Annotated in this window: 4 protein-coding genes and 1 pseudogene; 2 read left to right on the top strand and 3 right to left on the bottom strand. The window is 70.0% G+C overall.

Annotation, left to right across the window (positions count from 1 at the left end; translation table 11 throughout):
• A pseudogene (locus G6021_RS10405) lies at positions 1-722 on the bottom strand (cyclopropane fatty acid synthase); the annotation flags it as partial.
• A gap of 224 nt (positions 723-946) precedes the next feature.
• Here G6021_RS10405 and G6021_RS10400 point away from each other — a divergent pair.
• A complete protein-coding gene (locus tag G6021_RS10400) occupies positions 947-2371 on the top strand; it encodes an NAD(P)/FAD-dependent oxidoreductase (RefSeq protein ID WP_179525231.1) in 1425 nt (474 codons plus the stop codon).
• A 145-nt stretch (positions 2372-2516) separates the two neighbouring features.
• Here G6021_RS10400 and G6021_RS10395 read toward each other — a convergent pair whose 3' ends face one another.
• On the bottom strand, positions 2517-2933 hold the full coding sequence (locus G6021_RS10395; RefSeq protein ID WP_179525230.1) for a PaaI family thioesterase: 417 nt from the start codon (positions 2931-2933) through the stop codon (positions 2517-2519).
• A gap of 174 nt (positions 2934-3107) precedes the next feature.
• The gene (locus G6021_RS10390; protein ID WP_182616261.1) at positions 3108-3872 is read right to left on the bottom strand and encodes a hypothetical protein; all 765 of its coding nucleotides are present in this window, start codon (positions 3870-3872) and stop codon (positions 3108-3110) included.
• Positions 3873-4168: 296 nt separating this feature from the next.
• On the opposite strand from G6021_RS10390, the gene gndA reads away from it, so the two are divergent.
• Positions 4169-5641: an NADP-dependent phosphogluconate dehydrogenase gene (gndA, locus tag G6021_RS10385; protein WP_179525228.1), complete on the top strand. Its 1473-nt coding sequence runs from the start codon at positions 4169-4171 to the stop codon at positions 5639-5641.
• The last annotated feature ends 161 nt before the right edge of the window (positions 5642-5802 follow it).

Here is a 5802-nt window from a genome sequence, read left to right as displayed (position 1 = left end):
GCCCCGCGCTCGGCGGCCCGCATCGGCAACTCACCCCACCCGGGAGTGGCGACGAGGGCCCGGGTGCCGGCCCCGACGCCGGCAAGGGTGAGCAGCGTGTCGGCCGACCGCCGTTGGGCGTCCCCCAGGTCGTTGCGCCGGGGGCGCGAAGCCGGGACCTCGAGGTGGACCACGTCGGTCCCGTCCTCCATCCGTGCACGGGTGCGTGCACCGGAAGCGAACACGGCGCCCGCCGTCGACATCGTCTCGTCGGTGTAGAGGGAGGTGAGCGCACCGGGAACGGAATCCTCGAGCTCCACCACCACCGGTCCCCCGCGCCGTCGCCCACCACCGGGGCTCCCGCGACCGTCGCGCCCATAGGCTCGTTCACCCGGGTGGGCGCAGTCGGAGTTCCCCGCGATCCACGGGCCGAGGGTTCCTATGGCCGCGCCGAGGTCGGTGGTCGTCCACTCACCGGCCATGTAGGACTCTCCCAGGCCGAGCACCCCGGCGGACGCGAGGCGCGCCCAGAAGCGCTCGGGCTCCCGCAGGACCACTCGGACAGGGGCGTCGTACTCGCCCGCCGCCGTCGAATCCGGGTAGTCGATCCTCAGACCGAGGTCCCTGGTCGACCTCCTCAGGGCCTGGGCGACCTCCCCCGCGGCCTGTCCGCCCATCCCGTCCGGCTCCGCGAGCGCGGGCCAACGATCGAGGTCGACGGTCTGCGGTTCGAGTCTGACCACCGGGTCCCTCCTCAGGGGTGTCGTCAGTGCGACGGTACCGCCGCACGTCGCCCGGGCGGGTCAGGCGCGACGGGGGGAGCGTTCACCGCGGCGAGCCCACTACGTGTGCACCGGCTACCGCATACCACTACCCTGGGGACTCGTTCCCGCGCGTGACCCGCCCGGGGACCCGATCGGCGAGCCCCGCGCTCACCACGACAGTCTCACCTTCACCAGGAGCCGCCATGACCGAGCCCGCACACGACCAGGTCACCGCCACCGCACCGGCCGGACGCCGGCACCGAGTCGTCATCATCGGGTCCGGCTTCGGCGGGCTCTTCGCGGCCCAGCAACTGAAGAAGGCGGATGTGGACGTGACCCTGGTCGCCAAGACCGGGCACCACCTCTTCCAGCCGCTTCTCTACCAGGTCGCGACCGGCATCCTCTCGGTGGGCGAGATCGCCCCGCCCACCCGGCTCATCCTGCGCGACCAGAAGAACGTCACCTGCATCCTCGGTGACGTCAACAAGATCGACGTGGCCGCCAAGACGGTCTACGCCTCGGCAGGTCACATCAAGTTCGACCTCGAGTACGACAGCCTCATCGTGGCCGCCGGCGCCAATCAGTCGTACTTCGGCAACGACCACTTCGAACGCTGGGCCCCCGGCATGAAGACCGTCGACGACGCCCTCGAACTTCGCAGCCGGATCCTCGGCTGCTTCGAGCAGGCGGAGGTCACCGAGGACGACGAGGAGCGCCGCCGCCTCCTCACGTTCATCATCGTGGGCGCGGGACCGACCGGTGTCGAGATGGCCGGGCAGGTCGCGGAGCTGGCCCAGCACACCCTGAAGAACACCTTCCGCCGTATCGATCCCGCCTCCGCCCGGGTGATCCTCCTGGACGCGGCCCCCGCCGTCCTCCCGCCGTTCGGCAACAAACTGGGCAACGCGGCTCGGGCCCGGCTCGAGAAGATGGGCGTCGAGATCCAGCTCAACGCCATGGTCACCGATGTGGACCAGCGCGGGATCGAGGTGAAGGACCCGGACGGTTCGGTCCGCCGGATCGACGCCACCTGCAAGATCTGGTCCGCGGGCGTCCAGGCCAGCACGCTCGGCAAGATGCTCGCCGACCAGACGGAGGCCGAGATCGATCGCGCGGGACGGGTCCTGGTGCAGAAGGATCTCTCGCTGCCCGGGCACCCCGAGATCTTCGTCGTCGGCGACATGATGAGTCTCGACAAGCTCCCCGGCGTCGCACAGGTCGCCATCCAGGGCGGCAAGTACGCCGCGAAGCAGATCATGGCCGAGGTCGAGAAGGGCAGGTCCCCCGCCGAGCGACCGCCGTTCAAGTACTTCGACAAGGGCTCCATGGCCACCGTGTCGCGTTACAGCGCGGTGGTGAAGGTGGGCAGGCTGGAGATCTCCGGCTTCATCGCCTGGGTGATGTGGCTCGTGGTGCACCTCGCGTACCTCATCGGGTTCAAGAACCGCCTGACCACCATGTTCTCCTGGGGAATGCACATGGGCGGTGACCACCGCTCCCAGCTGACCTCCACGCAACAGTGGGTCTACGGTCGACAGGCCATCGAGCGGGTGGCGGCCCATGAGAAGGCCCGCTCGGCGGAGGAGGCCCGCGACCGGGCCGTGGAGACCACGTCGATCGGCGACTGAGGAGCGACGACTCAGCCGGTTCGGCGAGTCGATCGGTTCCGGGACGAGCGCCCGGCGGGACATCCCGCCGGGCGCTCTCGCTGTTCTGCCCCGGTTGTCGCCGCGCGCCCCGGGCCGGACAGGGCTTCTCGCCCGGCGACCGGGCCTACTGGAGGTTCGCCAGCCGGACCTGACCCACGGCAGCGAGTCGCCCCTCGTCGTCGGTGATCTCGACACGCCACAGCTGCTGGCTGCGTCCCCGGTGCACGGGGGTACCGGTCGCCGTGAGCGTGCCTTCGGTGACGGCCCGCAGGAAGTCGGTCGAGTTGTTGACCCCGACCACCTTGCCCTCACCACCGAGCCACACCGCGCCCGCCACACTCGCGACCTCCTCGGCGATGGCACAGTAGACGCCGCCGTGGACGATCCCGTAGGGCTGGTGCAGGTGCGGCGCGATGTCGACCGAGACCACGACCCTGTCGGGAGTGATCTCCCGGTAGTCGATGCCGATCCCGCCGCCGAAACCGGTTCCGGACCGTCCCCGGATCAACTGGATGAACTCGTTCTCGACCGCGTCGGACATCGGACCTCTTCTCCCGGCCCGGGCTGTCCGGGCGATTCGGGTACCGACGCTACCGCGCCTCCGCGTCCGCGCAGCCGAGCCGTGCGGGGTCACGCGCGTCAGGTCAGGTCAGCCGGGCCCAGCGGGCCGGGCCGGGCCAGGCGGGATCAGCGGACCGAGCCGGGTCAGGCGGGATCAGCGGACCGAGCGCCAACCCCTGTCGCGCACCGGGATCGGTCCCGATCCGGGCGTTCGCGGAAGGGCGCTGCGCCTCCGTACCGCCAGACCTGAGTCGTGGAGCGCCTGCAGCACCAGCTGTCCGCGGCGGTATCCGGTCTCCGCACTCGTGTCGGCGAAGGTCGGGACGATCGTCGCGGCACCCAGCACGCACTCCCCGACCACCGACCACAGGGTGTCGACGCTGCAGTTGCTCACGCGGGAGAGATCGTCGAACACCGGACTCAGGGTCATGCGTGACCGGCAGGCGAGCCACTGCGCGAGGGCCTGCTCGCACGGCAGGACAACGGTCCCCGGCGAACCCGCGGACGGATCATCACAGAGCAGTCGCAAGGTGGTGTCCCGGACGCCCGCCCAGTCGAGCCCTCCCTCGATGTCGGTGCGGACCGCGAGGTTCTCCGCACCCGTGTCCCACACCCGGCCGATGGTGACGAAGCTCGCGACCGCCCGGCCGATCACCCCGTGGGCGAACGCGTCGGCGACGAGGTACGTCGAGAACCGGATGTCCCCGGACTCCGCGAAGTAGTTGCGGAACATCGTCTCGACACGTCCGCCGTCCACCGCACGCTCCAGCGGAACCCACCGGCGGCGGGACTGGGTACCGAGATCCGCGATCGAGTAGAACTTCGGGTATCCCGGTCTGAACCCGGCGAGTATCTCGACCGTGTCGTCGAACACCGTGCGCGTACCCACGATCTGTGTGGGCAGCATGGAGCTGGTCATGTCTGCTGCTTCCCCCTCGCTGATCACTTCTCACTCGGGCCGCCTGCACACCGGCGCCACACCGCGGCGCGTTTCCCCCCGTTCCGCGGGTGCACCGGTGTCCCGGCCCGGTAATAAGTGATACAACACACCACCTCGTACAACCAAGGGTTTCGGACCGGTTCCGGCAATCGTTGCACTCAGTGCACCACTGACCTGTCAGCAAACACTCAGGTTCGCGGATGCCCGCCGGACGGCCCGTCTCCCCCATCGATGCAGGTCCACTGCCCGGGAACCCGTGGACTACTCTGAGACACATGAGTACTGAGCGCGAGGACGCGCAGCCGACCTCAGACACCAACGGGACCGCCGACATCGGAGTCACCGGACTCGCCGTGATGGGCTCGAACATCGCACGGAACTTCGCCCGCCACGGGTACACGGTCGCCGTACACAACCGCTCCGCCGGCAAGACCGACGCTCTCCTGGACGAGCACGGCCGGGACGGGGACTTCGTCCGCACCGAGACCATCGAGGAGTTCGCCGCCGCACTCCGGTCGCCGCGACGTGCGCTCGTCATGGTTCAGGCCGGGGCACCCACCGACGCGGTGATCGACGCCCTCGCCGAGGCGTTCGACGAGGGCGACATCATCATCGACGGGGGCAATTCCCTCTACACCGACACCATCCGCCGGGAGAAGGCGATGGCCGACCGCGGGATCCGGTTCATCGGCGCCGGGATCTCCGGCGGCGAGGAGGGCGCCCTCGAGGGCCCGTCCATCATGCCGGGTGGCCCGGCCTCCAGCTACGAGGTCGTCGGGCCCATGCTCGAGGACATCTCCGCCAAGGTCGACGGGACCGCGTGCTGCACCCACATCGGCGAGGACGGTTCCGGTCACTTCGTGAAGATGGTGCACAACGGGATCGAGTACTCGGACATGCAGCTCATCGGCGAGGCGTACCACCTCCTGCGCGGTGTGGCGGGGATCGAGCCTGCGGCCATGGCCGAGGTGTTCCGCGAGTGGAACACCGGCGAACTCGACTCCTACCTGATCGAGATCACCGCGGAGGTGCTCGCCCAGGTGGACGCCGAGACCGGGTATCCCCTGGTCGACGTGATCGTCGACCGCGCGGGCCAGAAGGGCACCGGCCGCTGGACGGTCAAGTCCGCACTGGATCTGGGAGTCCCGGTGACCGGTATCGCCGAGGCCGTCTTCGCCCGCGCCCTGTCCAGTTCGGTACCGCAGCGCGAGGCGGGCCGCGCGCTGCCCTCCGGCGCGGTGTCGACCCCGAGCGGCACCGGCCCAGAGTTCATCGAGGACGTCCGGCGCGCGCTCTACGCGTCGAAGGTCATCGCCTACGCTCAGGGATTCGACCAGATCACCGCTGCCACCGCCGAGTACGGGTGGGATGTGGCGAGGGGTGACCTGGCCACGATCTGGCGTGGGGGATGCATCATCCGCGCCACCTTCCTCGACCGCATCCGCGAGGCCTACGCGGAGAACGCCGATCTCCCCACTCTCCTGGCCGCCCCCTACTTCGCCGAGGCGCTCGCCGACTGCGTCGACAGCTGGCGGCGCGTCGTCACCACGGCGGTGACCGCGGGTATCCCGGCGCCCGGGTTCTCCGCGGCCCTGGCCTACTACGACGGGCTCCGGACCGAACGACTGCCCGCCGCGCTCATCCAGGGACAGCGCGACTTCTTCGGCGCCCACACGTACCTGCGGACCGACCGCGAGGGCAGCTTCCACACTCAGTGGAGCGGCGACCGTACGGAGGTGCGGGCCTGACCGGGCCGGCTCGGACCGATCTGGGCCGTCTACTCGCCGGGCTCGGCGTCGCGGTCCCGGTCAGACACGCCGTCTCCACCGTCGTCGACGGCCCGGCGAGCGCGATCCAGATCGCCGCGCTCGACGACGCCGTCGCGGGCCGCGACCTCCTCGCGGTCGCG

This window comes from Dietzia sp. CW19 (genome assembly GCF_014145265.1).
Taxonomy (GTDB): domain Bacteria; phylum Actinomycetota; class Actinomycetes; order Mycobacteriales; family Mycobacteriaceae; genus Dietzia; species Dietzia natronolimnaea.
The sequence above is the reverse complement of the archived record's forward strand: the minus strand, read 5'-3'. Positions and strand labels throughout refer to the sequence as shown.